General features: G+C 72.8%; 22 protein-coding genes. 15 read left to right on the top strand and 7 right to left on the bottom strand.

The window, feature by feature from the left end; translation table 11 throughout:
- Nucleotides 1–2: 2 nt before the first annotated feature.
- Entirely contained in the window at nt 3–962 is a 960-nt protein-coding gene (locus ACLJOU_RS18755; protein WP_410568923.1) for a GlxA family transcriptional regulator, read from the bottom strand.
- 83 nt (nt 963–1045) lie between these two features.
- On the opposite strand from ACLJOU_RS18755, the gene ACLJOU_RS18750 reads away from it, so the two are divergent.
- Nucleotides 1046–1969 carry a DMT family transporter gene (locus ACLJOU_RS18750; RefSeq protein WP_410568922.1) on the top strand — a complete coding sequence of 308 codons (924 nt, stop codon included), beginning with the start codon at nt 1046–1048 and terminating at the stop codon, nt 1967–1969.
- A gap of 12 nt (nt 1970–1981) precedes the next feature.
- Here ACLJOU_RS18750 and trpD read toward each other — a convergent pair whose 3' ends face one another.
- The 3 genes from trpD to ACLJOU_RS18735 all read right to left on the bottom strand — a co-directional run bounded on the left by trpD (nt 1982) and on the right by ACLJOU_RS18735 (nt 3963).
- Nucleotides 1982–3016, bottom strand: coding sequence for an anthranilate phosphoribosyltransferase (gene trpD / locus ACLJOU_RS18745; protein WP_410568921.1), 1035 nt, complete (start codon nt 3014–3016; stop codon nt 1982–1984).
- A gap of 5 nt (nt 3017–3021) precedes the next feature.
- A complete protein-coding gene (locus ACLJOU_RS18740; protein ID WP_410568920.1) occupies nt 3022–3429 on the bottom strand; it encodes a hypothetical protein in 408 nt (135 codons plus the stop codon).
- A gap of 120 nt (nt 3430–3549) precedes the next feature.
- Entirely contained in the window at nt 3550–3963 is a 414-nt protein-coding gene (locus tag ACLJOU_RS18735) for a hypothetical protein (RefSeq protein ID WP_410568919.1), read from the bottom strand.
- 95 nt (nt 3964–4058) lie between these two features.
- Between ACLJOU_RS18735 and ACLJOU_RS18730 the strand changes: the two genes are divergently transcribed.
- The 4 genes from ACLJOU_RS18730 to ACLJOU_RS18715 all read left to right on the top strand — a co-directional run bounded on the left by ACLJOU_RS18730 (nt 4059) and on the right by ACLJOU_RS18715 (nt 8404).
- On the top strand, nt 4059–4682 hold the full coding sequence (locus ACLJOU_RS18730; RefSeq protein WP_364582535.1) for a heme-copper oxidase subunit III: 624 nt from the start codon (nt 4059–4061) through the stop codon (nt 4680–4682).
- 61 nt (nt 4683–4743) lie between these two features.
- Complete coding sequence (locus tag ACLJOU_RS18725) at nt 4744–5562, top strand: c-type cytochrome (protein ID WP_410568918.1); 819 nt, start codon at nt 4744–4746, stop codon at nt 5560–5562.
- Nucleotides 5559–6725, top strand: a complete 1167-nt coding sequence (locus tag ACLJOU_RS18720) for a ubiquinol-cytochrome c reductase iron-sulfur subunit (protein WP_410568917.1) — start codon at nt 5559–5561, stop codon at nt 6723–6725. Before ACLJOU_RS18725 ends, ACLJOU_RS18720 begins: the two co-directional genes overlap by 4 nt.
- Nucleotides 6722–8404, top strand: coding sequence for a cytochrome b (locus ACLJOU_RS18715; RefSeq protein ID WP_410568916.1), 1683 nt, complete (start codon nt 6722–6724; stop codon nt 8402–8404). Before ACLJOU_RS18720 ends, ACLJOU_RS18715 begins: the two co-directional genes overlap by 4 nt.
- 172 nt (nt 8405–8576) lie before the next feature.
- Here the strand turns inward: ACLJOU_RS18715 and ACLJOU_RS18710 are convergent, their stop codons facing one another.
- Nucleotides 8577–8858 (bottom strand): Lrp/AsnC family transcriptional regulator, encoded by a 282-nt coding sequence (locus ACLJOU_RS18710; RefSeq protein ID WP_410568915.1) that lies wholly within the window; start codon nt 8856–8858, stop codon nt 8577–8579.
- Nucleotides 8859–9153: 295 nt separating this feature from the next.
- Nucleotides 9154–10857, bottom strand: coding sequence for a DEDD exonuclease domain-containing protein (locus ACLJOU_RS18705; protein ID WP_410568914.1), 1704 nt, complete (start codon nt 10855–10857; stop codon nt 9154–9156).
- A 146-nt stretch (nt 10858–11003) separates the two neighbouring features.
- Between ACLJOU_RS18705 and ACLJOU_RS18700 the strand changes: the two genes are divergently transcribed.
- The 4 genes from ACLJOU_RS18700 (at nt 11004) to ACLJOU_RS18685 (ending at nt 15477) form a co-directional block, all read left to right on the top strand.
- Nucleotides 11004–12410, top strand: a complete 1407-nt coding sequence (locus tag ACLJOU_RS18700) for an NYN domain-containing protein (RefSeq protein ID WP_410568913.1) — start codon at nt 11004–11006, stop codon at nt 12408–12410.
- A 68-nt stretch (nt 12411–12478) separates the two neighbouring features.
- Nucleotides 12479–12736 carry a hypothetical protein gene (locus ACLJOU_RS18695; RefSeq protein WP_410568912.1) on the top strand — a complete coding sequence of 86 codons (258 nt, stop codon included), beginning with the start codon at nt 12479–12481 and terminating at the stop codon, nt 12734–12736.
- Nucleotides 12737–13179: 443 nt separating this feature from the next.
- Nucleotides 13180–14235 carry an NlpC/P60 family protein gene (locus ACLJOU_RS18690; RefSeq protein ID WP_410568911.1) on the top strand — a complete coding sequence of 352 codons (1056 nt, stop codon included), beginning with the start codon at nt 13180–13182 and terminating at the stop codon, nt 14233–14235.
- 84 nt (nt 14236–14319) lie between these two features.
- Nucleotides 14320–15477, top strand: coding sequence for a glycosyltransferase family 4 protein (locus tag ACLJOU_RS18685; RefSeq protein ID WP_410568910.1), 1158 nt, complete (start codon nt 14320–14322; stop codon nt 15475–15477).
- On the opposite strand, the gene ACLJOU_RS18680 is transcribed toward ACLJOU_RS18685, so the two are convergent.
- Nucleotides 15474–16088: a uridine kinase gene (locus ACLJOU_RS18680; RefSeq protein WP_410568909.1), complete on the bottom strand. Its 615-nt coding sequence runs from the start codon at nt 16086–16088 to the stop codon at nt 15474–15476. The genes ACLJOU_RS18685 and ACLJOU_RS18680 overlap by 4 nt on opposite strands.
- A 64-nt stretch (nt 16089–16152) precedes the next feature.
- Here ACLJOU_RS18680 and ACLJOU_RS18675 point away from each other — a divergent pair, with 64 nt between their 5' ends.
- From ACLJOU_RS18675 to bioD, 6 genes are all read left to right on the top strand, one after another.
- On the top strand, nt 16153–16566 hold the full coding sequence (locus ACLJOU_RS18675; protein ID WP_410568908.1) for an SRPBCC family protein: 414 nt from the start codon (nt 16153–16155) through the stop codon (nt 16564–16566).
- Between the two features lie 23 nt (nt 16567–16589).
- Complete coding sequence (locus ACLJOU_RS18670; RefSeq protein WP_410568907.1) at nt 16590–17801, top strand: cytochrome P450 family protein; 1212 nt, start codon at nt 16590–16592, stop codon at nt 17799–17801.
- A gap of 126 nt (nt 17802–17927) precedes the next feature.
- On the top strand, nt 17928–19208 hold the full coding sequence (locus tag ACLJOU_RS18665) for an adenosylmethionine--8-amino-7-oxononanoate transaminase (RefSeq protein WP_410568906.1): 1281 nt from the start codon (nt 17928–17930) through the stop codon (nt 19206–19208).
- A gap of 208 nt (nt 19209–19416) precedes the next feature.
- A complete protein-coding gene (locus ACLJOU_RS18660) occupies nt 19417–21648 on the top strand; it encodes a bifunctional SulP family inorganic anion transporter/carbonic anhydrase (RefSeq protein WP_410568905.1) in 2232 nt (743 codons plus the stop codon).
- A gap of 267 nt (nt 21649–21915) precedes the next feature.
- Complete coding sequence (locus ACLJOU_RS18655; protein WP_410568904.1) at nt 21916–24099, top strand: SulP family inorganic anion transporter; 2184 nt, start codon at nt 21916–21918, stop codon at nt 24097–24099.
- A 204-nt stretch (nt 24100–24303) separates the two neighbouring features.
- The gene (gene bioD / locus ACLJOU_RS18650; protein ID WP_410568903.1) at nt 24304–25029 is read left to right on the top strand and encodes a dethiobiotin synthase; all 726 of its coding nucleotides are present in this window, start codon (nt 24304–24306) and stop codon (nt 25027–25029) included.
- Nucleotides 25030–25083 lie beyond the last annotated feature (54 nt).

Here is a 25083-nt window from a genome sequence, read left to right as displayed (position 1 = left end):
GCTCAGCCGCGGAACGCCGTCCGGTAGGACGAGGGGCTCGTCCCACGCAGGCGGCTGAACTGGTGGCGCAGCGCGGCCGCCGACGCGTAGCCGCACGCCGTCGCGATGTCCTCCACCGACAAGCGGCCCTCCTCCAGCAGGGCCTGGGCCCGGTCCAGCCGCCGCTCGGTCAGCCAGCGGTGCGGGGTGGTGCCGGTCGCCGCCGAGAAGCGGCGCAGGAACGTCCGCTCGCCGAGGCCGCTGCGGCGGGCCAGCTCGGCCACGGTGAACGGCTGGTCCAGCCGCCGCTCCACCCACTCCAGGGCCTCCGCGACGACGGCGTCGTCGCCCGCCGCCGTCGCCGGGACGGGCGCCTGCACGAACTGGGCCTGGCCGCCGGCGCGGTGCGGGGCCGCCACCATCCGCCGGGCCAGCGTCGTGGCCGCCGCGACGCCGCGCAGCCGGCGGACCAGGTGCAGGCACAGGTCGACCGCCGCGACGGTGCCCGCGCTGGTCAGGATGCCGCCGTCGTCGGCGTAGAGCGCCTGCGGGTCCACCTCGGCGGCCGGGAACCGCTGCCGGAACTCCGCCTCGTACACCCAGTGGACCGTGCAGCGGCGGCCGTCGAGCAGGCCCGCGTAGCCGAGGCTGAACACGCCCGCGCAGAACCCCGCCACCCACGCGCCGCGCCCGGCCGCGTCGCGCAGGACCTCCAGCACCGGTGCGGGCGGAGGTGCGGTCCGCGGCGCGCACGTCGGCACGATCAGCAGGTCCGCCGACGCCGCGAAGTCCAGGTTCCGCAAGCCGGACAGCCCGAACCCCGACCAGCTCTCCACCGCCGCCCCGGCGGGGGAGCAGACGGCGAAGTCCCAGCCCTCGATGCCGTCGGCACTGCGGTCGGTGCCGAACACCTCGCACGCGACGCCCAGCTCGAACGGCGAAACGCGGTCCGCGAGCACCACGGCGACCCGGTTGACGTCCATGCCGGTCAGTGTGTCACAAGTTTTGCGGTGGTTGTCATCTCTGACACTGGTCGGCGGTGCCGGACGGGACGAACCTGGTCGGCATGACGAACTCCGAAACGCGCCCGCTGCTCCAGTGGTCCGCGGCGATGGCGATGTCCGGCACGATCGGCGCGGTCGTCCTCGAGAGCGGCGCGGCCGCGCCCGCGGTGGCCTTCGCCCGCTGCTTCGTCGGAGGCACCCTGCTGGTGCTCTGGTGCCTTTCGCGCGGCTGGCTGCAGGCCTGGCGGCCGTCCCGCCGCGACCTCGGGCTGGCCGTGCTGGGTGGGCTGTTCCTGGTCGGCAACTGGGTGCTGCTGTTCGCCTCGTACGCGCTGTCGTCGATCTCGGTCAGCACGGTGGTGTACCACACGCAGCCGCTGATCCTGGTCGGCCTGGCGGCGGCGTTCCTCGGCGAGAAGGTCGCCAAGAGCCACCTGGCCCGGGCCGGCATCGCGTTCGCCGGGGTGGCGTTGATCTCGTTGTCCGCGCACGGCGAGGGCGGCAATCCGGTGCAGCCGGCCGGGATCGCGCTGGCCCTCGGCGCGGCGGTGCTGTACGCCGGAGCGTCCTTCGTCGCGAAGCAGCTGAAGCACATCCGCCCGCACCTGCTGGCCGCCGTCCAGACGACGGTGGGCGCGCTGGTGCTGGCACCGGTGCTGCTGATCACGCCGCTGCCGTCGACGACGTCGGGGCTGCTCTGGCTGGTGCTGCTGGGCACGGTGCACACGGCCCTGATGTACGTGCTGATGTACGCGAGCATCGGCAAGCTGCCCACGACGACGGTGGCGTTGCTGTCCTACCTGTACCCGGTGGTCGCGGTCGTGGTCGACATCGCGTTCTACGGCCACCGCCCGAGCTGGCCGGAGGCGCTGGGCATGCTCGCGGTCCTGGCGGCCGCGCTGGCCCCACAGCGCCGCCGCCCGGCCGCCGTGCCGGAGAACTCCGAGGAAGCCGACGAAGTGCCCGAGCCCACCGCCCGCGCTTGAGCGGGCGGCCGGTCAGCCGAAGGCGATCCAGCGGTCCAGCAGGGCCGCTGCGGCGCCCGAGTCGATCGCCTCCGCGGCTCGCGTGAGCCCGGCGCGGAGATCGTCCTCCAGCGAGTCCGAGAAGCCCGTGAAGGCCGCCAAAGCCGCCGCCGCGTTGATCAGGACCGCGTCGCGGACCGGGCCCGGCTTGCCGCCCACCAGTTCGCGGACCACCTCGGCGTTCGCCGCCGCGTCGCCGCCGCGCAGGTCCTCCGCCGTCGCGCGGGGGACGCCCACCGACGCCGGGTCGAAGGTGCGCTCGGTGACTTCGCCGTCCGAGACCACCCACACCGTCGACGTCGTCGTCGTGGTGATCTCGTCGAGGCCGTCGTCGCCGCGGACCACCAGGGCGCGCGTGCCGCGGCGGGCGAAGGTCTCCGCCAGCACCCGCGTCTTGTCCGGGTACGCGCAGCCGATCAGCGCGGCGCCCGGCTGGGCCGGGTTGGTCAGCGGGCCGAGCAGGTTGAACGTCGTCGGGATGCCGAGCTCGCTGCGCACCGGGCCGGCGTGCCGCAGGGCCGGGTGGAACGCCGAGGCGAGGAAGAACCCGATGCCGACCTCGGTGAGGCTGCGCCGGACGTCCTCCGGCGGCAGGGAGATTTTCACCCCGAGCGCTTCGAGGACGTCCGCCGCGCCGGACTTCGAGGACGCGCTGCGGTTGCCGTGCTTGGCCACCGGTGCGCCCGCGGCCGCCGTGACGATCGTCGCCATCGTGGAGATGTTCACCGAGTTCGAGCCGTCGCCGCCGGTGCCGACGATGTCGACGGCCGGGCGGTCCAGCTCGACCCGCCGGGCGTGCGCCAGCATCGTGGCCGCCATGCCGGCGATCTCCTCGGGCGTCTCGCCCTTGGCGCGCAGCGCCACCGCGAACCCGGCGATCCGGGCCGGGCTCGCCGCGCCGCTCATGATCTGGTCCATCGCCCACGCCGTGTCCTCCGCGGAGAGGTCGACGCCCGCGATGAGCTGCTTGAGCAGGGGTGGCCAGGTGCGGGGGACCGGGGTGGTCACCGGGCTCAGCCGTTCACGACGGGGACCCGTCGCGCGCGCAGCACGTCGGCGACGGTCTCCGCGGCGGTCAGCGGGTCCAGCGGGTGCACCAGCACGGCGTCCGCCTGCGACCAGGTGGCCAGCCACCGGTCGTCCTTGCGCCGCACGGCCACCACGATCGGGGGGCAGTCGGCGATTTCACTCTTCAGCTGGCGGCACAGGCCGATGCCGCCGGTCGGCTGCGCCTCGCCGTCGAGGATCGCCAGGTCGACGTTCCCCGCGTCCACTTCGGCCAGCACGTCGGCGATGCCGGCCGCCTCGACGTAGTCCACGCGCGCCAGGTCGGCGGCGGGCCGCCGGCCGACCGCGTTCACGATCGCCTCGCGCACCTCCGCCTTGTGGCTGAACACCAGGATCCGCATCGACTCGCCCATCAGGCACGCCTCCGTATCGCTACCGCACTGCTCTTCGGGGGGTTCCGGGTGGCGGAGCCCCCGGCCCGGGGCGGAGCCCCGGTTGAGCACTGCCGCCGATCGTATCGGCCGAGACCGACATCACGCGGTCGGCTCCGGCTGTTGCGCGTCCCAGCCGAGCGCGTCGCCGCCCAACCGTTGCGCGAGACCGGCCATCCGGGACCGTTCCTGGGCGCAGTGCAGCGCGTCGAGCACCTGGACGCGCACCGCGAGCACGCGCACCAGTTCGCCGTCCGGTCCCTGTTCCCGCAGGTCGTAGCCGTCCCGGGCGAGGATCGACGCCGCCTCGGCGAGCCGGTCCGGCGGCAGCAGCAGGTGGTGCCGCAGAACGGCCGGTGCCGCGGCGACCCAGCCGGGTGAACCGGCGAGCACGGCGGAGTCCGCGACGACCGGGTCGAAGGCCTCGGCGACGATCGCCAAGCCGGGCGCATCAGCGGTCAGACCGGGCGTTTCCCGCTTCCTGACCAGGTCAAGCAGGCGGTCGAGTAAACCCATGAGTAGCTCTTCCCTTCGCGGGCATCCGGTGTGATCGGTTACGCAGACGGCTCGCCGTGGACCCACCCGGCGGAGCGGCGGTGCGAGAGGACATAATGCGACGCGTGACAACGGCAGCTCCCACCATCAGTCAGCGGGTCCACTCGCTGAACCGGCCGAACATGGTCAGTGTCGGCACCATCGTGTGGCTTTCCAGCGAGCTGATGTTCTTCGCCGGACTCTTCGCGATGTTCTTCACGGTCAAGGCGCAGAACTCGTCCGGCCAGTGGCCGCCGCCGCTGCACGGCGAGGAGTTCAAGCTCAACGTGGCGTACGCGATCCCGTTCACGGTGATCCTGGTGCTGTCCTCGCTGACCTGCCAGTTCGGCGTGTTCGCGGCCGAGCGCGGTGATGTCTACGGGTTGCGCCGCTGGTACATCATCACGTTGATCATGGGCGCCATCTTCGTCGGCGGCCAGGCCAACGAGTACCACAACCTGGTCGAAGAGGGGATGACGATCCCGTCCGGCCCGTTCGGCACGGTCTTCTACCTCGCGACCGGCTTCCACGGCCTGCACGTCATCGGTGGGCTCATCGCCTTCGTGTACCTGCTCATCCGCACGAAACTGAGCAAGTTCACGCCCGCCCAGGCCACGTCGGCGATCGTCGTGTCCTACTACTGGCACTTCGTCGACATCGTGTGGGTCGGCCTCTTCGGTGTGATCTACCTCCTTCCGTAGGTCGCCCCCGCCGCCACCACCATCACCATCGGCCTGAACTGACAGCAAGGGTTGCCGCAAGATGACCACCAGCACCAACACCTCGGAGCGCCGGTACCGCGCGCGGTCGAAGCTGCGGAGGCGGTTCGCCGGCCTGCTCGCGCTCGGCATCGCGCTGGTGGGCGCCGGCGCCCTGTACGCCGTGTTCGCCCCGGAGCCGCAGACCGCGCAGGCCCAGGGCACGCCGGCGCAGCTGCGCCTCGGTGAGCAGGTCTACAACAACACCTGCATCGCCTGCCACGGCGCGAACCTCGAGGGCGTGCAGGACCGCGGGCCGAGCCTGATCGGCATCGGCGACGCCGCGGTGTACTTCCAGACCTCCTCGGGCCGCATGCCCGCCGCGCGCCAGGAGGCGCAGATCGAGCGCAAGCCGCCGAAGCTGACCGAGGCCGAGATCGACGCGGTCGGCGCCTACATCCAGGCGCACGGCGGCGGCGTCCAGCGCCCCGCCGAGAAGGGCGAGGCCCTGCGCGGCGACGACCCGGCCCGCGGTGGCGAGCTGTTCCGCCTCAACTGCGCGTCGTGCCACAACTTCACCGGCCGCGGCGGCGCGCTGTCCGCCGGCAAGTACGCGCCGAACCTGGACCCGGCCAGCGAAGAGCAGATCTACACGGCCATGCTCACCGGCCCGCAGAACATGCCGAAGTTCTCCGACCGGCAGCTGTCGCCGGAGGAGAAGAAGGACATCGTCGCCTACGTGAAGTCGGTGTCGGACGGCAACAATGACCCGGGTGGTAACGGCCTCGGCGGGGTCGGCCCCGCTTCGGAGGGCGTCATCGCCTTCATCGTCGGGATCGCCGCGCTGATCGGCGTGACGCTGTGGATTGGATCGAAGGCATGAGTGCCGAGGGGCCGAAGCCGCCGACGGAGGCGGAACTGGCTGAGATGGACCGGGACCAGCTGCTCAAGCTGGGTGGCGCGCTCGACGGCGTCGAGATCGTCGAGTACCCGACCCCGTGGCCCGTGGAGGGCACCCGCGCGGAGAAGCGGGCCGAGCGCCTGGTCGCGTTCTGGTTCGCGCTGTCCGCGCTGGCCGGGATCGGGTTCGTCGTCTCGCTCATCTGGTGGCCGTGGCAGTACGAGGCGCCGGACAACGAGAGCGCCCACTTCTGGTACAGCCTCTACACCCCGATGCTCGGCATCACGCTCGGCCTGGCCATCCTCGGCCTGGGCATCGGCGTGATCCTGTACACGAAGAAGTTCGTGCCCGCCGAGGTCGCGGTGCAGCAGCGCAGCGACAACGACGGCGGGGGGTCGGCCGAGGTCGACCGCGCGACGATCCTCGCGCACCTGGCCGACGCCGGGAACCGCAGCACCATCGCCCGCCGGTCGCTGATCAAGCGCACGGCGATCGCCGGTGCCGGTGCCCTCGGCCTCGCCGCCGCCGCGCTGCCGGTCGCGTCCTTCATCAAGAACCCGTGGAAGGACAGCGAGTCCCGCGACTCGCTGTGGCACACCGGCTGGCAGCCGAACTTCCCCGGCGAGAAGGTCTACATGCGCCGGGCCACCGGCAAGCCGGTCGAGGTGGAGCACGGCAAGCAGACCGAGATCTCCCTGGTCAAGGCCGAGGACCTCGACGCCGGCGCGATGGAGACGGTGTTCCCGTTCCGCGAGTCCGAGCGCAACGACGCGGAGGCGCTGGCCAAGGCGCTGACCCGGGTGGACAACCCGGTCATGCTGATCCGCCTGCGCCCGACCGACGCCGCCAAGGTGGTCAAGCGGGCCGGCCAGGAGGACTTCAACTTCGGCGACTACTACGCGTACACGAAGATCTGCAGCCACGTCGGCTGCCCGACCTCCCTGTACGAGCAGCGGACCAACCGCATCCTGTGCCCGTGCCACCAGTCGCAGTTCGACGCCCTCCACTACGCCAAGCCGATCTTCGGCCCGGCGACGCGTCCGCTGGCCCAGCTACCGATCACGGTGGACGAAGAGGGATACTTGATCGCGCGAGGCGACTTCATCGAGGCCATCGGTCCGGCCTTTTGGGAGCGTAAGTCATGAGTTCACTCACCACGCCGACCAAGGGCTCGAGCGCCGTGGAACGGCACTTGGGCGAGGCCGCGAACAACGCCGACCAGCGGTATCTGCTGGCCAAGGGGCTGCGGCACCAGCTGAACAAGGTGTTCCCGACGCACTGGTCGTTCCTGCTGGGCGAGATCGCGCTCTACAGCTTCATCATCCTGCTGCTGACGGGCGTGTACCTGACGCTGTTCTTCGACCCCTCGATGCAGGAGGTCGTCTACCACGGCAGCTTCAAGAACATGCAGGGCCTGGAGATGTCCCAGGCGTTCCGCACGACGCTGGACATCTCCTTCGACGTGCGCGGCGGCCTGTTCATGCGGCAGCTGCACCACTGGGCGGCGCTGATCTTCGTGGCGTCGATGGCCGTGCACATGCTGCGGATCTTCTTCACCGGCGCGTTCCGGCGCCCGCGTGAGGCGAACTGGGTGATCGGCGGGCTGCTGCTGATCCTGGGCTGCTTCGAGGGCTTCTTCGGGTACTCGCTGCCCGACGACCTGCTCTCCGGTACCGGTATCCGGGCGACGCTCTCGGGCATCGTGCTGTCGGTGCCGGTGGCCGGGACGTGGATCCACTGGGCGTTGTTCGGCGGGGAGTTCCCGGGTGACCAGATCATCCCGCGGTTGTACACGCTGCACATCCTGCTGATCCCGGGCATCATGCTCGCGCTGGTCGGGGCGCACCTGGCGCTGGTGTGGTACCAGAAGCACACGCAGTTCCCGGGCGTGCGCCGCAAGGAGACCAACGTCGTCGGCGTCCGGATCATGCCGTACTTCGCCCTCAAGGGCGGCGCGTTCTTCACCCTGGTCGTGGGGGTGCTGGCGCTGATGTCGGGGCTGTTCCAGATCAACCCGGTGTGGAACTTCGGCCCCTACAACCCGGCGCAGGTGTCGGCGGGCTCGCAGCCCGACTGGTACATGGCCTGGGCCGACGGCATGCTCCGGATCTGGCCGGCCTGGGAGGTCTACCTCGGGAACTACACGATCCCGGCGGTGTTCTTCCCCGGCGCGGTCGGCATGCCGATCCTGTTCGGCCTGCTGCTGGGCTACCCGTTCATCGAGCGGAAGCTGTCCAAGGACACCGCGCACCACAACCTGCTCCAGCGGCCCCGGGACACCCCGGTCCGCACGGCGCTGGGCGCGATGGCGCTGGGCTTCTTCATGGTCATCGAGCTGTCCGGCTTCAACGACATCATCGCCGACCAGTTCGACATCTCCCTGAACGCGACGACGTGGGCGGGCCGCATCGGCGTGCTGATCGTGCCGCCGCTGGCCTACTACTTCACCTACCGCATCTGCCTGGGCCTGCAGCGGGCCGACCGCGAGGTGCTGGAGCACGGCGTCGAGACGGGCATCATCAAGCGGCTCCCGCACGGTGAGTTCATCGAGATCCACCAGCCGCTGGCGGGTGTCGACAGCCACGGCCACGCGATCCCGCTCGAGTACCAGGGCGCGTCGGTGCCGAAGAAGATGAACAAGCTGGGCTCGGCCGGCCACGCGGTGCCGGGCACGCTCTGGTCCCCGGACCCGGCGGAGGAGACGGCGGCGCTGGAGCGGGCCAACGGCAACGGCCACTCCGGAGCCCAGAACGGCCAGCACGGCCAGCACGGCGAGTTCGACTCCGCCGAGGTGGCGTCGAGCGCGAAGCAGGCCGACCACTAGCCAGGGTCACGACGAAGGCCACCTCCTCCGGGAGGTGGCCTTCGGTCGTTTCCGGCCCTTCTCGGCCCCCCGCGCCCCTTGGGTCCGTCGAATCGACGCTGCTGCGGCGCGCAGCGCCTCCGTTGAGGGCGGCGTGGGGGCAGGGCGGAGCAACCAAGGCCGCCTTGGGGCGCTAGTCCTCCACGCCGATCGAGAAGGCCGATTCCGTGTCGGTGCGGCTGTAGGACCGGAACGCGATGTGCGTGACCGTGTTGAGCACGCCCGGCACCTTCCCGATCCGGCCGGGGATCAGGTCGGCCAGGTCCTCGTGCGTGGCCACCTTCACCGTGGCGATGAGGTCGACGTCCCCGGCGCACGAGTAGACCTCGCCGACCCCCTCGATGTCGGCGATCGCCTGCGCCGCGTCCGGGATCGCGTCCGCCTCTACCTGGATCAACACGATCGCGGTGATCACCTGGGTCCTCCAAGACTCGTCTGCGGGTGTCGCCCGCGATCCTAGTGAGCCCTGCGCCCTCCGGCGCCGTCCCGGGCGCCTGCCGCGCCGCCCAGCCGCCTCTCGGCCGCTCCCGTCACCTCCCGTGCCCAGCCGGTCGGCGCGGGTACCTGGGGTGGCCGGACGGCGTGCCTGGGCGGTCGGAAGGCGCAGCTGGGTGCTCGGGCACGAACGACCATCCAACTACGCAGGCCGAGCTGTTCAGGCACCTCTGCGTCCCCACCCCGCCCAGCCGGAGCCGGGTAGGCCGGGCCGGTCAGCCGACGTGCTCCAGGGAATGGGCCTCCGCGACCAGGTCCAGCCAACCCCGCCAGCCCGCCACCGCCGCGGGCTCGGCCCAAGGGCGGGTGGTGCGGACCAGCCTGACCCCCGGGCGGGCCAGCCAGCGCAGCAGCACCCCCACCTCCTCCGGCGGTGCTCCGTGGAGCGGACCCGGCTCCGGGAACACCGTCTCCGCCGACGCCACCAGGGCCTCCACCACCGGCATCGGGGGCACTCCGCGCCGGGCGACGCCGGCCGAGGCCAGGCGGCCGTAGCGGATCACCGACAGCTCCCAGCCGCCCGCGCCGTCCGGGGCCGCCGCGATCAGCTCGGCGATCGAGGCCAGCGAGGCCTGGCGGTGCGCCCGGCCGAGTGCGCGGATCAGCGCCGCCAGCTCGTCGCGGTGGCGGGCCGCCTGTTCGTAGTGCCGGCCCGCCGCCAGGCGCTCCACGTGCTCGGCCGCCGTGTGCAGCGGGCTGCCGTCCAGGCCCGCGATCAGTCCCGACACCGACTCGACCGCCGGGCTGTACGCCTCGACGCTCTGCCGTCCCGCGCAGGGCGCTCCGCAGCGCCCCAGCTCCGCCAGCACGCACGGGGTCCCGTTCGCCGACCGCGGCGAGATCCGCTGGGTGCACGTCCGCAGGCCCGACGCCCCGGCCAGGGTGTCCGCCGTCGTGCGGGCGTCCGCCTGGTTGCGGAACGGCCCCAGCACCCCCGGCCGCGGCAGGCGCACCACCGACAGCCGGGGGAACGCCTCGTCCGTCAAGCCGATCCACCAGCCCTGGTGCCGGTTCTTCGACCGCCGGTTGTAGGCGGGCCGGTGCGCCGAGATCAGCCGCAGCTCCCGCACCTCCGCCTCCAGCGCGTGCGCGCACACGACGTGGTCGACGCGCTCGGCCAGCGCGACCATCTCCCGGATCCGGCTTCGCCCCTCCGAACCCGTGAAGTACGTGCGCACCCGGCGCCGCAGGTCCTTCGCCGTGCCGACGTACAGGACCTCCTCCTTCGGCCCCTTGAACAGGTAGACACCGGGAGCCGACGGCAGGTCCGCCGCCAGGTGCCGTTTGGCGCGCTGGGCGACGGTCACCTCCGGCAGGTAGCCCATCAGCTCTTCGAGCGAGTGCACGCCCAGGTTCCCGACCCGCTCCAGCAGGCCGTGCAGGACGTCCACCGTCGCCCGTGCGTCGTCCAGGGCGCGGTGCGTCGGCCGCGTCCTCGCGCCGAACAGCAGCGCCAGCGCCGTCAGGTTGTACCGCCCGACCTCGTCCCGCGGCACCACCCGCCGCGCCAGCCGGACCGTGCACACCACCGTCAGCTTCGGCCACACGTACCCGTGGCCTTCGCACGCCGCCCGCATGTGGGACGTGTCGAAGCCGGAGTTGTGGGCGACCAGCACCGTGCCCCCGATGAACTCCAGGAACGCCGGCAGCACCTCCTCGATCGGCGGCGCGTCGTAGACCATCGCCTGGGTGATCCCGGTCAGCGAGACGATCTGCGGCGGGATCGGCGCGCCGGGGTTCACCAGCGTCGCGAACTCGCCCAGCACCTCGCCCCCGCGCACCTTCACCGCCCCGATCTCGGTGATCCCCGACGGGCCGGGCGGCGCCCCGGTCGTCTCGAGGTCGAAGACGACGAAAGTCGTGTCCCGCAAGGGAGTTCCGAGCTCGTCGAACGCGAGCTGAGCCTGGACCGAACGCATGGGCGGGACTCTAGGGGCCACCCCCGACAGTTTTGGCCGCGCCGTGGCCGACCGGGTGCCCGGCGCGGTCGGTGTGGCGCGGTCCGTGTGGCGCGGTCCGTGTGGCGCGCGGGGCGGGATGCCGGGCCGGGAACTACCCTGGACCAATGCACCCGCAGCCGCTCGTGCCGGAGCCACCGGGGGACCCCGTCGGTCCCTCGGGTGTCGCGTCGCGCGCCGAGCCGGCCGAGGAGGCCGAGGAGGTCGCTGACCAGGCCGGACATCCCGAGCCCGCCACCTGGCCCGCGCTGCCCGAACCGGTGCGCGACCGCATCGCCGAGCTCGCCGCGGCCGCCGTCGCCAAGCTGCCCGCCACCGACGTGCCCCGCCAGCTGCGGCCGGTCGCGAAGTTCGCCCCCGCCAAGCGGGCCAAGCTCGGCGGCGCCGCCCTGCTCGCGGCCCTCGGCGACTCGTCCCAGTTCCGGACGGCCGTCATCGAGTGGCTGCGCGAGCACCGCACCGACGCCCTCGACCCCAACGCCGCCGATTCCGTCGCCGCAGCGGCCGCCGCCGTCCTGCTCGGCGAGTCCGAGGCTGCCGGGCGCGTCCGGCTGGTCGCCAGGAACGCCGAGGAAAACGCCCTGCGCGCCGAACGCGACGCCGCGCTCGCCCGCGCCCAGCGGCTGGAGGCCGAGCTCGCCCAGGTCCGCGCCGAACTCGCCGAAGCGAAGCAAGCCGCCGAGAACGCCCGGGGTGAGCGCGAGGGCGAAGTCGAGAAGCTCCTCAAGCGACTTCGCGAACAAGGCGTGCAGCTGCGCCAGGCCAGGGACGCGGCCGAAGCGGCCTCCGCCGACGTCGAACGCGGGTCCGCCGCCCACCTCGCCGAGCTCGCCGCGCTCACGGCCCAGCTCGAGCGCGAACGCCAGCGCGTCGCCGGGGAGCGCGCCCGCGCCGAGCGTGCCGTCGCCGACGCCGAGATCGCCCGCCAGTCCGCGCGCGAGGCCCGGCAGGCCGACGAAGTGCGGCTCGCCCTGCTCATCGACACCATCGACGGCGCCGTCAGCGGCCTGCGCCGCGAGCTCGCCCTGGGCGCGCGCGGAGCCCGGCCGGCGGACATGGTCCGCGGCGCCAGTTCCGGGACCGGCCAGGGCGGCAAGATCCCCGACGTGTCCACCTTGGACCGCTACCTCGCCCTGCCCAACGTGCACCTGATCGTCGACGGCTACAACGTCACCAAGACCGGCTACCCGGAACTCGCCCTCGCCGACCAGCGCGACCGGCTGATCCACCAGCTGTCCGCGCTCGCCGCGCGCACCTCCGCCGAGGTCACGGTGGTGTTCGACGGCGCCGGCGTGCTCTCCGTCCCGGCCTCGGTGCCCCGCGGGGTGCGGGTGCTGTTCTCCGACCGCGGGGTCCTGGCCGACGACGTCATCCGCAACCTCGTCGCGGCCGAGCCCGCGGGGCGGCCGATGGTCGTCGCGACGTCCGACCGGGCGGTCGCGGACTCCGTGCGGGGCCGCGGCGCCCACCCGACGCCGTCATCGGTGCTGGTCAGCCGCCTGTCGAGGGTCTGACCGCCCGAAACTGTCGGTGGTGGCGCCTACCGTTCTCCCCAAGTCAGCACCGACGTGAGGAGGACGACATGAGCGACACCCCCGAGCTGTCCGAAGTGGACGTCTCGCACATCGCCGTTTCGGACATCGAGAACCTGGTGGTCGATTGCGACCGCTGTGCCGTGCGCGGCATTTCCTGCCACGACTGCGTCGTGAGCGTGCTGCTCGGCGCGCCCCCGGCGGTGGTGTGGGACGCCGACGAACGGCGCGCGGTGGACGCGCTGGCCGAAGCCGGGATGGTGCCGCACTTGCGGCTGGTCGAAGAACCGGTCCGGCGCACCGCCTGATTTCCACCGTTTCGTGAGGGCGCGCCGAATGGTCGATCGAATCGGTGAACGGTCGGTAGTCGAAAGGTCCTCCGGAGAATCGCCAGCGTGTAACACCCATCACACCTTTCCTCCCGCCCTGGTCCGATGGTGTTCCGGGCTGTCACTCAGCGTTTTTGGCGGCGAGGTGGTGGACGCGGTGGCGGTCTTTTCGTAACCTGTCCGAGATCTCGTGGCCCTCGGCCGTCTGTGGAGGCGGCGACGCGAGATCGCCGCCGGGCGCAGCTTTGTCGGGAAGCTGGGAACCGGAACCACCACCGCGTGCTTCACCTGTTGCGGCTCGTGCATGGCAAAAGCGCACGGCTCGGGCCGTGGTGGCGGGACAGCGGCGAAGAGGAACTCCCCGGCCTCTTCGTGCCCCGGGTCCCGTTCGGCGGCCGAGACCAAAGGAGACCCGCGCGACCGTGCAGTCGCATTCCCTCAGGCGCGTGGTTTCAGGTGCCCTCGCCGCGGCCTCGGTGATCACCCTCGTCACCGTGGCCCAGCCGTCGGCCACCGCCGCCCCCGTCCCCGTGCTCCAGACCCCGCCCGCCGGCTCCGACGCCCTCGCCAAGTACCGCGACCTCGCGGCCCAGGCCGAGAAGCTCAACGAGGACCTGCTGTCCGCCAAGGACGACCTGAAGAAGAAGCAGGGCGAGCTCGACAAGGCCAACAACGACGTCAACGCGGCGAAGGAACAGGCCGTCAAGGCTTCCGAGAGCCAGAAGAAGTACCAGACCGAGGTCGACAAGTTCGCCGGCGCGTCGTTCACCAGCGGTGTCCAGCTGAACAAGCTGTCGGCGCTGCTGGCGGGCACGTCCACCCAGGACTTCCTCGACCGCTCCTCGGCGCTGGAGGTCATCGCGACCGGCAAGAACGCCGCGATGGGCAACCTCACCGGCGCCGTCCAGCAGGCCACCGACGCGGCCGCCAAGGCCAGCGACGCCGCGAAGCGCGCGCAGGACGCGCGCGACGCCGCGGCCAAGCTGACCCAGGACATCGAGGCCAAGCAGAAGACCCTGCAGGACCAGATCGACCAGCTCGAAGCGGCCAACAAGAACCTGAGCGCGTCCGACCGGGCCGCGCAGAAGGACCGCGGCGGGTCGGCGCCCACCGACATCAAGGCGCCCACCGCGGCCGCGCAGGCGGCGTTGAACGCGGCGCTGAGCAAGCTCGGCAGCGCCTACGTCTACGGCGCCACCGGGCCGAGCACGTTCGACTGCTCGGGCCTGACCATGTGGGCCTACAAGCAGGCCGGCATCACGCTGCCGCGCACCAGCCGCGAGCAGTCGACCTTCGGCGCCGCGGTGCCGCGGGACCAGCTCCAGCCGGGCGACCTCGTGTTCTACTACTCGCCCGTTTCGCACGTCGGCATGTACATCGGCGACGGCAAGATGGTGCACGCGCCCGACACCGGTGACGTCGTGAAGATCTCGCCGCTGCAGAGCCAGTACGCGGGAGCGCGCCGCCCGACGGCGTGACCTTCGCCGGCCCTGTACCCGATCCCGGGGGCGGTACCGCGGACGCGGTGCCGCCCCCGGTTCGTCGGTGGCTAGCCTTTGGTCGTGCTCAAGACCCTGCTCGTGACCAACGACTTCCCGCCGCGGCCCGGGGGCATCCAGAACTACCTGAACTCCCTCGCCACCCGGCTGCCGGCGGACGACCTGGTCGTCTACGCGCCTTCGTGGGAGTCGCGCACGGGGTCGCACGAGGAGTTCGACGCCGAAGCGCCGTTCGAGGTCGTCCGGCACCCGACGTCGCTGATGCTGCCGACGCCGGACGTGCTTCGCCGGGCGAAGCAGATCATGCGGGCGCGGGACTGCGAAGCCGTCTGGTTCGGGGCGGCGGCGCCGCTCGCGCTGCTGGGGCACCCGCTGCGCCGGGCCGGGGCGCGCCGCGTCGTGGCGTCGACGCACGGCCACGAGGTCGGCTGGTCCATGCTCCCCGGGTCGCGGCAGGCGCTGCGGCGGATCGGCGACACCGCCGACGTCCTCACCTACGTCAGCCGGTACACGCGCGGCCGCTTCGCCGCGGCGTTCGGCCCGATGGCCGGGCTGGAGCTGCTGCCGTCCGGGGTGGACACCGAGCTGTACCGGCCGGACCCGGCCGGGCGCGCCGAAATCCGCGCGCGGCACGGCCTCGGCGACCGGCCGACGATCGTGTGCGTGTCGCGGCTGGTCCCGCGCAAAGGCCAGGACCAGCTGATCCGTGCGCTGCCGAAGATCCGCGAGCGGGTCCCGGACGCGGTGCTGCTGATCGTCGGCGGCGGCCCGTACCGCAGGACGCTCACCGGGCTGGTCGCCGACCTGGGCCTGGAACGCGACGTCGTGCTCACCGGGTCGGTGCCGTGGGCCGAGCTGCCGGCGCACTACGCGGCGGGCGACGTCTTCGCGATGCCCGCGCGCACCCGCGGCAAGGGGCTGGACGTCGAAGCGCTCGGCATCGTCTACCTGGAGGCCTCGGCGACCGGCCTGCCGGTGGTCGCCGGCAACTCCGGCGGGGCGCCCGAGACGGTGCTCGACGAGGTCACCGGGCACGTCGTCGACGGCCGGGACGTCACCCAGCTCGCCGAGACCCTGGCCAGCCTGCTCGCCGACCCGGTGCGCGCGCGCCGGATGGGCGAGGCCGGGCGCGGGTGGGTGACGGCGAACTGGCGCTGGGACGTCATGGCGCGGCGGCTGTCCGGCCTGCTGGACGGCGACCCGGTGGCCGTCGTCCGCTAAGGCGTGTAGAGCGCCGGGTGCCGCGGATCGTCGACGCGCACGACGACGTCGGCGAGCGAGCTCGGGCCGGCTTCTTCTTCGTAGCGTTCGTAGGCCGGGACCGCCCAGGCGTCCGGCACCCGCCGGCGCAGCGCGGCGGGGGAGAGCCAGAGGTGGACGGCCAGGTCGAAGGCCAGCCCGGCGCCCAGCAGCAGCTCGCCGTCGAGGAGCACGACCCCGCCTTCGGGCACCGGCACCCGCGCGGCGCGGGTCGCGCGGTCGCGCTCGGCGTCCCACAACGACGGCAGGACTTCGCCCGCGTTCTTCAGCGGGTCCAGCACTTCGCGGCGGAGCGCGCCGAGGTCGAGCCAGTCGGTGTAGCGGGTGTCGGGGTTCGTGCGCCCGTGCTCGAAGCGCAGCGACGCGGGGCGCAGGAAGTCGCGCGCGGACACGCGCACGGTCGCGCGGCCGCGCAGGCGCAGGGGATCGACCAGCGCGTCGGCGAGTTCCGCGGCCGGTGTCGCGCCGGCCGCGCCGTCGACGGCGACCGCGAGCCGCGGCCCGGTCAGCGCGTCGATGCGCTCGGCGAGTTCTTCGGCCAGGACGGCGGGGGAGATCGGGCGGTAGCGCACGGGTGCCCATCCTCCACCCGGACCGCTCGCCGTTCTTGTCGTACCCCGGTGCGAGGATGCGGACATGACTTCTTCGGTGGGGAAAACCGCGGGTGCGGGGTGGAACATCGGCGTCTCGCGGACCGTGCCGTACCCGGCGGAAGCGGTGTGGGAGTTCCTGGTCAGCCGCGAGGGCGTCGCGATCTGGCTCGGCCCCGGCGCCGAGCTGCCGACGGAGCCGGGTGCGGCGTACGAGACGGCGAACGGCACGGTCGGGGAGATCCGCAGCTTCGTCGGCGGCGACCGCGTGCGGCTCACGTGGCGGCCGAGCGACTGGGACCACGACTCGACCGTGCAGGTGCGGCTCAGCGGCTCGGGGGCCAGGACGACACTGAGGTTCCACCAAGAATGGCTTGCGGGCGCGGAAGAACGCGAACGACAGCGGGCATACTGGCAGGACGTGACCGAGCGCGTCGTGGCGGCACTCGCCGAACGCTGACGCCGTGAGGACTGGGGGCTGAAATGACGACCGACGAAATCGTCGAGGTGGCGGCGGACTTCGCCCAGGACGCGCACCTGTTCTCGGAAATACTGCGCGGCGGCGGCCCGGTGCGCCGGGTGCGGCTGCCACCGCGCGGGCTGCCGTGCTACCTGGTCACCGGGTTCGCGGAGGCGCGGGCGCTGCTGGCCGATCCGCGGCTGCGGAAGAACAGCCAGGGCATCCGCGCGGTGTTCGAAGCGAAGCTGCCGCCGGAGGCCCTGCAGAACGGGCTGGGGCAGGACCTGAGCTGGCACATGCTCAACTCGGACCCGCCGGACCACACGCGGCTGCGGAAGCTGGTGAACAAGGCGTTCACCGCGCGGACGGTGGCCCGGCTGCGGCCGCGGGTCGAACAGATCACCGCGGAGCTGCTCGACGCGCTGGCCGGGCAGGAGCGGGCGGACCTGGTGGCCGCGTTCGCCGCGCCGCTGCCGATCACCGTGATCTGCGAGCTGCTGGGCGTCCGTGAAGAGGACCGCGCGGAGTTTTCCGGCTGGTCCAAGACGTTGCTGAGCGCGGCGGTGCGGCCGGAACAGGTCCAGGCCGCGGCGGGGAGCATGTTCGCGTACCTGACGGACCTGATCGCCCAGAAGCGCGCCGAGCCGGCGGAGGACCTGCTGTCGGACCTGGTGCACGCGACCGACGACGGGGATTCGCTGTCCGAGCCCGAGCTGGTGTCGATGGCGTTCCTGCTGCTGGTGGCCGGCCACGAGACGACGGTCAACCTGATCGCCAACGGCGTGCTGGCGCTGCTGCGCGAGCCGGCGCAGCTGGCCCGCCTGCGTGCGGAGCCGGAGCTGCTGCCGGGCGCGGTGGAGGAGTTCCTGCGCTTCGACGGCCCGATCCACCTGGCCACGCTGCGGTTCACGGCGGAGCCGGTGGAGGTGGCCGGGGTGACGATTCCCGAGGGCGAGCTGGTGCTGGTCTCGCTGCTCGGGGCGAACCGCGACCCCGAGCGGTATCCGGAGCCGGACAAGCTGGACATCACGCGCGCGGCCGGCGGGCACCTGGCGTTCGGGCACGGCATCCACTACTGCGTGGGGGCACCGCTGGCCCGGCTCGAGGCGGAGATCGCGCTGGGCGGACTGCTGGCCCGGTTCCCGGACATCGCGTTGGCCGCCAAGCCGGATGAGCTCGTCTACCGGACCAGCTCGCTCGTGCACGGGCTGGAGACGCTGCCCGTTCGGCTGTGAGGGTCGGCGAGCCGGGCCGGGGAGGCCGGGCCGGGGAGGCCGCGCCGGGGGATGGTGCCCGCGCTGCTGCGGCGGCGAAGGTCGGCGGCGGCAACCGGGCCCGGAGTGGTGTCGTAGGGTCGGCGGATGGACTCCGCCGACCTGCTCGCCCTCGATGCCCGGCACGTCTGGCACCCCTATGCGCCGATGCCGGCCAAGGTGCCGTCGCTGCTGGTCACCGAAGCGAGCGGGGTTCGGCTGACGCTGGCCGACGGGCGGGAGCTCGTCGACGGGATGTCCTCGTGGTGGTCGGCCGTGCACGGCTACCGGCACCCCGTTCTCGACGCCGCGCTCACCGCGCAGGCCGGGCGGATGAGCCACGTCATGTTCGGGGGCCTCACCCACGAACCCGCCGTCACCCTCGCCAAGACCCTCGTCGACCTCACGCCCGACGGGCTCGAGCACGTCTTCCTCTGCGACTCCGGATCGGTCTCGGTCGAGGTCGCCGTCAAGATGTGCCTGCAGTACCAGCGTTCCCGCGGGCGGACCGGCAAGCACAAGCTGCTCACCTGGCGCGGCGGCTACCACGGCGACACCTTCACGCCGATGAGCGTCTGCGACCCCGACGGCGGCATGCACTCGCTGTGGCGCGGTGTCCTGCCCGAACAGGTCTTCGTGCCCGCGCCGCCGTCCGGGTTCGACACCCCGCCCGATCCGTCCTATGTGGACACGCTGGCGGCCGGGATCGAGCGGCACGCGGGCGAACTCGCCGCCGTCATCGTCGAGCCCGTCGTGCAGGGGGCCGGGGGGATGCGGTTCCACCACCCCGCGTACCTGCGCGCCCTGCGGGAGCTCACCGAAGCGCACGACGTCCTGCTCGTCTTCGACGAGATCGCCACCGGCTTCGGCCGCACCGGTGCGTTGTTCGCCGCCGAGCACGCCGGGGTCACGCCCGACGTCATGTGCGTCGGGAAGGCGCTCACCGGGGGCTACCTCAGCATGGCGGCCGCGCTGTGCACGCCGGCGGTCGCCGCCGGGATCGCGCGGGGCGAACTGCCCGTCCTGGCGCACGGCCCGACCTTCATGGGCAACCCGCTCGCGTCCGCCGTCGCCAACGCCTCGCTCGGGCTGCTCGCCGACGGCGGCTGGCGCAGCGACGTCACGCGGATCGAAAAGGCGTTCCTCGACGGCCTGGCCCCGGCGCGCGACCTGCCCGCCGTCACCGACGTGCGGGTGCTCGGCGGGATCGGCGTGCTGCAGCTCGACCACCCCGTCGACATGGCGGTCGCCACCGACGTCGCCACCGCGCAGGGCGCCTGGCTGCGGCCGTTCCGGGACCTCGTCTACGCCATGCCGCCGTACGTTTCGACCGGCGACGACCTCGCCGTGCTCACCCGCGCGATGCTCGCGGTCGCCGAACAGGCCTGAATTCAGCACATCGGGCGTGACCACCGGCACACCGAGACCCGAAGGTCCCTCATCGTCGCGCTGGGTGCCGGACCAAGATCGAAACCACGCGAACGGCGGAGGGGTTAAGGGTGACCGGGCCGGGAAAGCCGGTCCGTCCTGTGCCCGGACGAACGCGAGAAATGCTTGCGTAGCAGACATTTCGCCCGATTTCGGCGATCCTGCCCCCATGATCGAGATCGTTCGCGGCGAGCACGACACCGGACCCCCGAAGCCCTTCCTGAACCGGGAGAACCTCAAGCACGATTTCCTCGCGTCGATAGTCGTCTTCCTCGTCGCCGTCCCCCTGTCCCTCGGCGTGGCCTTCGCCGCCGGGGCGCCGCTGCTCTCCGGCCTGATCTCCGCTGTCGTCGGAGGGCTGGTCGCGAGCCTCCTCGGCGGGTCGCCGCTGCAGGTCAGCGGTCCGTCCGCCGCCCTGACCGTGGTGCTGGCCGACACGATCGCCACCCACGGCTGGGCCGCCACCTGCGCGATCACCGTCGCCGCGGGCCTGCTCCAGATCTTCTTCGGCCTCACCCGCGCCGCCCGCGCCGCGCTCGCCGTCTCGCCGGCGATCGTGCACGGCCTGCTCGCCGGCATCGGCGTCACGCTCGTGCTCGGCCAGCTGCACGTCGTCCTCGGCGGCTCGGCGCAGGGCTCCGCGCTCGCCAACGTCCTGGCGCTGCCGGCGCAGGTCGCCGCGCACCACGACCAGGCCGTGCTGATCGGCGTCGTCACCCTCGGCGTCCTGCTGGCCTGGCCGCGGCTGCCGAAGGCCGTCCGCCGCGTGCCCGCGCCGCTGGCCGCCGTCACGCTGGCCACCGGCCTGTCCGTCGCAACCGGCATGACCCTGCCGCGCGTCGACCTCCCCGCCGGGCTGCCGGCCCTGCACGTCGTCCCGCGGCTGCCGGACGGCGGCTGGGGGAGCTTCGCCGTCGCGGCGGTCAGCATCGCGCTCATCGCCGGCCTGGAGAGCCTGCTATCGGCGGTCTCGGTGGACAAGCTCCGCGGCGGCCCGCGCACGGACCTCGACCGCGAGCTCATCGGGCAGGGCGCGGCGAACGTCGCCGCCGGCGCGCTCGGCGGGTTCCCCGTCACCGGCGTCATCGTGCGCAGCATGACCAACTTCGAGGCGGGCGCGCGCACGCGGCTGTCGTCGATCCTGCACTGCGGCTGGATCCTCGCCGCCTGCCTGGCGCTCACCGGCGTGCTGCGGCTGATCCCGCTGGCGGCGCTGGCCGCGTTGCTGGTGTTCGTCGGGACGAAGCTGGTGAACCTGCACGGGCTCAAGGAAGTCCGGCGGCACGGCGACCTGCCGGTGTACGTCGTCACCCTGGCCGGTGCCGTGGCCGTCAACCTGCTCACCGGCGTCGCGGCCGGGATCCTGCTGGCGCTGGCGCTGATGCTGCGGCGGATGATCTTCTCCGGCATCCACGTCGAACGGGAAGGCGGCCGCCACCGCGTCGTCATCGAAGGCGCGCTCACGTTCCTGTCCGTGCCGCGGCTGACCCGCGTGCTCGCCGAGGTGCCGCCGCACGCGGAGGTCACCCTCGAACTGCTCGTCGACTACCTCGACCACGCCGCGTTCGACTGCCTGCGCGGCTGGCAGCAGGCGCACGCCGGGTGCGTCACCGTCGACGAGATCGGGCACCCGTGGTTCGAACGCGGCCGCTCGGGCGAGCCGACCGTGCGCCGCAGCGTCGCCGCCCGGGTCGTGCCGCGGTGGCTCGCGCCGTGGTCGCAGTGGCAGGCCGAGCACGTCGTGCTGCCCGCCCAGCGCACGGCCAGTTCGCTGCTGTGCCGGGGTGCTTCGGAGTTCCAGCGCCGCACGGCGCCGCTGCTGCGCGACACGTGGGACGGGCTGGCGCACGGCCAGCAGCCGCACACGCTGTTCATCACCTGCGGCGACGCCCGGATCGTGCCGAACCTCATCACCACCAGCGGGCCGGGCGACCTGTTCACCGTGCGGAACATCGGCAACCTCGTGCCGCCGCCCGACGGCACCGACACCTCGGTCGGCGCGGCGATCGAGTACGCCGTCGGGGTGCTGGAGGTCGCCGAAATCGTGGTGTGCGGGCATTCCGGCTGTGGCGCGATGAAGGCGCTGCTCGGCCGGGCCCCGGCCGGGCTCGACCAGCTCGGGAGCTGGCTGCGCCACGGCGAGGCGACGCTCCGGCGCCGCCACCGCGAGGCACCGCTGCTGCTCGGCGGCGAACGGCCGGCCGCCGAGGCCGACCAGCTCGCGCTGCAGAACGTGGTGCAGCAGCTGGAAACCCTGCGCGGCTACCCGGTGGTCGCGGCCGCCCTGGACCGGGGCGCGCTGCGGCTCACCGGGATGTACTTCGACGTCGGCGCGGCTCAGGTGTCCCTTTTGGACGGTACGGCACGCGGGTTCGTCCCCGCGGAGGCGCTGGAGCACTGATCCCGGAAAGCGCCCCAATGTGGCCTTGGTTGCGTGAGACGCACCGAAGGCCGCCTTGGGTGCGTGAGACGCACCGAAGGCCACATTGGGGCGCTTGGGTGGGCGCAAACCCTTGTGTCGTACGGGATTCAACTGTCGCGTGACAGAAATTGTGCTGTGAACGGGGGGTTAACGCGGTGCCCGATATGTGACATTCGGGCTAAATACCGGCAGTTGTTCACTCGAACGGGTGGTACATAGCGGACATTTCACTCGGTTTCCGGTTGCATGGCGATCATGAGACCCCTCGCCGTGCTCCGCCACGACCTGCCGGCCTCACTGGTCGTCTTCCTCGTAGCCGTTCCCCTGTCCCTCGGCATCGCCCTCGCCTCGGGCGCCCCGGTCGCCGCCGGGCTCGTCGCCGCCGTCGTCGGCGGCATCGTCGCCGGCGCGCTCGGCGGTTCCGCGCTCCAGGTCAGCGGACCCGCCGCCGGCCTGACCGTGGTCATGGCCGAAACCATCCAGACGTTCGGGTGGGCCGTCACCTGCGCGATCACCGTCGCCGCCGGGGCGTGCCAGATCCTGCTGGGGCTGAGCCGCATCGCGCGCGCCGCGCTGGCCATCTCGCCGGCCATCGTGCACGGCATGCTGGCCGGCATCGGCGTCACCATCGTGCTCGGCCAGCTGCACGTCATCCTCGGCGGCAAGGCCCAGAGCTCGGCGGTGGAGAACGTCGCCGAGCTGCCCGGCCAGATCGTCGCCCACCACGACTCCGCCGCCATCGTCGGCCTGCTCGCCATCGCCCTGCTGCTGATCTGGCCGAAACTGCCCGCTGCCGTCCGCAAGGTGCCGGGGCCGCTGGCCGCGATCGCGGTGGCGACGGTGGTGTCGGTCGCGTTCGGGATGACGCTCCCGCGCGTGGAACTCCCTGGCGACCTGCTGGACGTCCACCTCGTCCCGCAGCTGCCGGACGGCGGCTGGGGCGGGTTCGCCCTCGCCGTCGTCACGATCGCGCTGATCGCCAGCGTGGAGAGCCTGCTCTCGGCGGTCGCCGTCGACCGCATGCACACCGGGCCGCGTGCCCGCCTCGACCGCGAACTCGTCGGCCAGGGCACGGCGAACATGATCTCCGGCGCGCTGGGCGGCCTGCCCGTCACCGGCGTCATCGTCCGCAGCTCCACCAACGTCGCCGCCGGGGCGAAGTCGCGCGTGTCGGCGGTGCTGCACGGGGTCTGGGTGCTGCTGTTCGTCGTCCTGCTCGCCGGGCTGATCCAGAGCATCCCGCTGGCCGCGCTGGCCGGGCTGCTGGTGCACGTCGGCGCGAAGCTGGTCAACCCCGGGCACCTGAAGACCGTGCTGGCCCACGGGGATCTGCCGGTGTACCTGCTCACCCTCGGCGGGGTCGTGGTGTTCGACCTGCTGACCGGCGTGCTGGCCGGGATCGGGCTGGCGGTGGTGCTGATGCTGCGCCGCACGGTGTGGTCGGGCATCCACGTCGAACGGGAAGGCGACGACTGGCGCGTCGTCGTCGAAGGCGTCCTGACGTTCCTGTCGGTCCCGCGGCTGTCGAAGGTGCTCGGGACCGTCCCGGGCGGGGTCCGGGTGCGGCTGGAACTGGTCGTCGACTACCTCGACCACGCCGCGTTCGAAAGCCTGCAGACGTGGCAGCAGGCGCACGAGCGCGCCGGCGGCACGGTCGAGGTCGACGAGGTCGGCCACCCGTGGTTCGGCGAGGGCAAGGCGGGCCGCCCGACGCGGTCCCGGACCGCGGCGAGCCGGGCGGTGCCGCGCTGGCTGGCGCCGTGGTCGGCGTGGCAGGCGGCCGAGAGCGTCGACATCCCGGCCCAGCAGACCCGGCGCGGCGCCACGGAGTTCCACCGCCGCGCCGCGCCGCTGCTGCGTGACACGCTGTCGGGCCTGGCGGACGGCCAGCGGCCGCGCACGCTGTTCATCACCTGCGGCGACTCGCGGATCGTGCCGAACCTGATCACGACCAGCGGGCCGGGTGACCTGTTCACGATCCGCAACATCGGCAACCTGGTGCCGCCGGGGCAGGCCGACGCGTCGATGAACGCGTCGATCGAGTACGCGGTGGGCGTGCTCGGGGTGTCGGAGATCGTGGTGTGCGGCCACTCCTCGTGCGGCGCCATGGCGGCGCTGGCCGATGGCCCGCCGCCGGGGCCGCTGTCGGCCTGGCTGCGCCACGCGGAGCCGAGCGCCCACCGGCTGGGCTCGGCCACCCTGGACGGCGCGGTCCCGGACCGCGAGGGCGACCGGCTGGCGCTGCACAACGTGCTGCAGCAGCTGGACCACCTGCGCGAGTACCCGTCGGTGGCGGTGGCGGAGTCGGCCGGGAAGCTGCAGCTGACCGGCATGTACTTCCACGTCGGCGAGGCCCAGGTGCACCTGTTCGACGTCGGGGAGCGGACGTTCCGCCCGGCCGGGGCGCCGGTGGTGGTGCCGGGCGCCTGAGCGGCCGTCCGATCGAGGGCCGGCCGGGCCTGCGGTGCGGGGGTCCGGCTGGTCCGGTGCACGACAGGGCCGGATCGTTCCGTGGCCGGCGGTGGCCCGGACGGCCACCCCGGGCCCGCGAAGTGGCCGCGCGCGTGGCCCGTCGGCCCCGCCGACCACGGCCCGCGTGCGCGGCCGTCCCCGGAGTCACTAAATTGATGGTCCGTGACCATGCTGGTGATGACGGGGACCGGGACCGGGGTCGGCAAGACGATCACCACGGCGGCGATCGCGGCGCTGGCGGCGGCCGGGGGACAGCGGGTGGCCGTGCTGAAGCCCGCCCAGACCGGGGTGCGTCCCGACGAGCCCGGTGACCTCCAGGACGTCGTCCGGCTCGCCGGGCCGGACGTCACCACCCGGGAGCTGCGCCGCTACCCCGATCCGCTTTCGCCGGAGGCCGCTGCCCGGCGCAGCGGGCTGCCGGCGCTCGACCCCGGCGAGATCGCCCAGGCCGCGTCCGACCTCGACACCGCGCACGACCTCACCCTGATCGAGGGCGCCGGCGGCCTGCTCGTGCGCTTCGACGGCGCCGGCGCGAGCCTCGCCGACGTCGCCTGGTCGCTCGGCTCGCTGGTGATCATCGTGGCCGAGGCCGGCCTCGGCACCCTCAACGCCACCGCGCTCACCGCCGAGGTCGCCACCAAGCGCGGGCTGACCGTCGCCGGGGTCATCATCGGGGCCTGGCCGGCCGAGCCGGACCTCGCCGCGCTGTCCAACCTCGAAGACCTGCCGGTCGCGGCGGGCGCGCCCCTGCTCGGCGTGCTGCCCGCGGACATCGGGCAGGCCTCCCGGGAGGACTTCCTGGCCGCCGCGCGGGCCGGGCTCTCGCCGTGGTTCGGCGGCGAGTTCGACCCGGAGCTTTTCGCGGGATGCGCTTCCACCGGGAAGTGACCTGCGTCGCTGTTCCCCCGGGTCCCCTTCGGGCACGATGAGGGACGCTTTCCC

The sequence above is a fragment of the Amycolatopsis sp. cmx-4-61 genome (genome assembly GCF_046548775.1).
Lineage (GTDB): Bacteria > Actinomycetota > Actinomycetes > Mycobacteriales > Pseudonocardiaceae > Amycolatopsis.
This window is presented reverse-complemented; position numbering and strand designations above follow the sequence as displayed.

Bases quoted from the DNA above. Each gene is read 5' to 3' on its own strand.
- ACLJOU_RS18755 (WP_410568923.1), bottom strand. From the start codon at position 962: ATGGACGTCAACCGGGTCGCCGTGGTGCTCGCGGACCGCGTTTCGCCG.
- ACLJOU_RS18750 (WP_410568922.1), top strand. From the start codon at position 1,046: ATGACGAACTCCGAAACGCGCCCGCTGCTCCAGTGGTCCGCGGCGATG.
- ACLJOU_RS18740 (WP_410568920.1), bottom strand. From the start codon at position 3,429: ATGGGCGAGTCGATGCGGATCCTGGTGTTCAGCCACAAGGCGGAGGTG.
- ACLJOU_RS18735 (WP_410568919.1), bottom strand. From the start codon at position 3,963: ATGGGTTTACTCGACCGCCTGCTTGACCTGGTCAGGAAGCGGGAAACG.
- ACLJOU_RS18730 (WP_364582535.1), top strand. From the start codon at position 4,059: ATGCGACGCGTGACAACGGCAGCTCCCACCATCAGTCAGCGGGTCCAC.
- ACLJOU_RS18725 (WP_410568918.1), top strand. From the start codon at position 4,744: ATGACCACCAGCACCAACACCTCGGAGCGCCGGTACCGCGCGCGGTCG.
- ACLJOU_RS18720 (WP_410568917.1), top strand. From the start codon at position 5,559: ATGAGTGCCGAGGGGCCGAAGCCGCCGACGGAGGCGGAACTGGCTGAG.
- ACLJOU_RS18715 (WP_410568916.1), top strand. From the start codon at position 6,722: ATGAGTTCACTCACCACGCCGACCAAGGGCTCGAGCGCCGTGGAACGG.
- ACLJOU_RS18705 (WP_410568914.1), bottom strand. From the start codon at position 10,857: ATGCGTTCGGTCCAGGCTCAGCTCGCGTTCGACGAGCTCGGAACTCCC.
- ACLJOU_RS18700 (WP_410568913.1), top strand. From the start codon at position 11,004: ATGCACCCGCAGCCGCTCGTGCCGGAGCCACCGGGGGACCCCGTCGGT.
- ACLJOU_RS18695 (WP_410568912.1), top strand. From the start codon at position 12,479: ATGAGCGACACCCCCGAGCTGTCCGAAGTGGACGTCTCGCACATCGCC.
- ACLJOU_RS18675 (WP_410568908.1), top strand. From the start codon at position 16,153: ATGACTTCTTCGGTGGGGAAAACCGCGGGTGCGGGGTGGAACATCGGC.
- ACLJOU_RS18670 (WP_410568907.1), top strand. From the start codon at position 16,590: ATGACGACCGACGAAATCGTCGAGGTGGCGGCGGACTTCGCCCAGGAC.
- ACLJOU_RS18665 (WP_410568906.1), top strand. From the start codon at position 17,928: ATGGACTCCGCCGACCTGCTCGCCCTCGATGCCCGGCACGTCTGGCAC.
- ACLJOU_RS18660 (WP_410568905.1), top strand. From the start codon at position 19,417: ATGATCGAGATCGTTCGCGGCGAGCACGACACCGGACCCCCGAAGCCC.
- ACLJOU_RS18655 (WP_410568904.1), top strand. From the start codon at position 21,916: ATGGCGATCATGAGACCCCTCGCCGTGCTCCGCCACGACCTGCCGGCC.